The sequence below is a fragment of the Streptomyces sp. NPDC058877 genome (assembly GCF_042742855.1).
Taxonomy (GTDB): domain Bacteria; phylum Actinomycetota; class Actinomycetes; order Streptomycetales; family Streptomycetaceae; genus Streptomyces.
Genome location: NZ_JBHYMF010000162.1, coordinates 14,588 through 16,161 on the forward strand (window position 1 = coordinate 14,588; position 1,574 = coordinate 16,161).

The 1,574-nt window shown below is 64.7% G+C and carries 2 protein-coding genes; one reads left to right on the forward strand and one right to left on the reverse strand.

Going from position 1 to position 1,574, the window contains the following annotated elements; genetic code table 11:
• Nucleotides 1–237: 237 nt before the first annotated feature.
• Complete coding sequence (locus ACFW2Y_RS28050) at nucleotides 238–735, forward strand: DUF1772 domain-containing protein (RefSeq protein ID WP_384884770.1); 498 nt, start codon at nucleotides 238–240, stop codon at nucleotides 733–735.
• Nucleotides 736–941: 206 nt separating this feature from the next.
• On the opposite strand, the gene ACFW2Y_RS28055 is transcribed toward ACFW2Y_RS28050, so the two are convergent.
• Nucleotides 942–1,448: a transposase gene (locus ACFW2Y_RS28055; RefSeq protein WP_384884772.1), complete on the reverse strand. Its 507-nt coding sequence runs from the start codon at nucleotides 1,446–1,448 to the stop codon at nucleotides 942–944.
• Nucleotides 1,449–1,574: the final 126 nt, after the last annotated feature.

Genomic DNA, 1,574 nt, shown 5'->3' on the forward strand with positions numbered 1-1,574 from the left:
CCCTGTTGTTCGGGGCACCCCACTCCCCGGCCCCCGGCCCCGCCCCCGGTTTTTTTTTTCTGGGGGGCCCCGGCTGCGGCTGGGGGGGGGGGGGGGGGGGGGGGGGGGGGGGAGGGTGGGTGCTTGAGGACTGCTTGAAGCGGTCTGGGCGGTGTCTGTTCGGTCTCGTATGATGGCCGCGCCTTGCCCGTTGTAGGACGTGATTCACGAATCGACCATCGACAAAGGGAAACCCGCGTGGAAACGGCAAGATTTGTCTCTCTCATCGCTGCGACCATCACTATGGGGTTGGTGAGCGGCTTGTTTTATGGCTTTTCCGTCTCGGTGATGCCGGGGTTGAAGCGCACCGATGACCGTACGGTCATTGAGGTTATGCAGAAGATTAATGTGGCGATCCTCAATGGCTGGTTCGTGTTGGGCTATATCGGGGCTTTCGTCTTCACTGCGGTGGCGGTTGCCTTGCATGTCTTTGGAGGCCGTCAGGAGGTGTTGGTGCCTTTGCTGGTCGCTCTCGTCCTCTACATCGTGGTGATGGGGATGACTAATCGGGTGAACATTCCTTTGAATAATGCTTTGGACAAGGCGGGTCCGGCTTCAGGGATTGCTGATCCGGCTGCGGTGAGGCGTGCTTTTGAGGCTCCTTGGGCGCGGGCCAATGCGTGGCGGGCAGTGCTGTGTACGGTGGCGGTCGGTTTTTTGGCGTGGGCTTTGGTGCGTTACGGCGCCGGGATTTGAGGTGTGCGGCCGGCACGGGTGAAGGGGGCCTCGCTGTGTAGCGAGGCCCCCTTACTTTTCGGGTGGCGGAAGCTATACGAGACCTGGACCCAGAGCTGGTCGCCGTATATTGACTCTGACGCGTAAATAACAGCAGGTCAGGGTGGGTGTGGGCATGGCTGGGTGCCCGGTGGTCGCGGAGGACCGCCGGGTGTCCGGGCTGCCGGTCAGGCTGTGTCTTCCCTCGGGTTGAGGGTGACGGTGAAGCCGAGCTGGTTGAGCTGGTTGATTGCTCGGCGGGTGGCGCGTTCGGGGTCGCGGCGGGTGAAGTAGTCGCCGCCGAGCTCGTGGTAGGGCACGTTGTCGTTGAGCATGCGCCAGATCGCGGTGATGATCGAGTGTTCGACGGCGACCAGCGCCCTGATCGGGCCGCGGCGGGCGGTCAGCCGCTTGTAGCGGGCTTGCAGGAATGAGTCCTTGGTCCGTGCCGCACCGAACGCGGCCATCCCCAACGCCCCTTTCAGGTAGGGGTTTCCGGGCCGGACGCGGGTACTGCGGACCCGGCCGGCCGATTCGTGGTGTCCCGGACACAGCCCGGCCCAGGAGGCCAGGTGCTTGTCCGAGCGGAACCGGGTCATGTCACCCCCGGTCTCGGCCACGATCACTTCCGCCACTGCCCGGTTCACTCCCGGGATCGTGTCCAGCAGGTCCAGCGCCGGGTGGAAAGGGGTCATCGCCTCCTCGATGCGGCCCGTCAGCTGGCTGGTCGGCCCGCCGGCTCCGCGACGAGCGGCTGATGCCACTGATCGAGAAGATTCACGCGGAGTCCGGGGCCACCTATGGTGCCCGCCGGATCACCC

Coding starts and splice junctions, on each gene's coding strand:
- ACFW2Y_RS28055 (WP_384884772.1), bottom strand. CDS start 1,448: ATGACCCCTTTCCACCCGGCGCTGGACCTGCTGGACACGATCCCGGGA.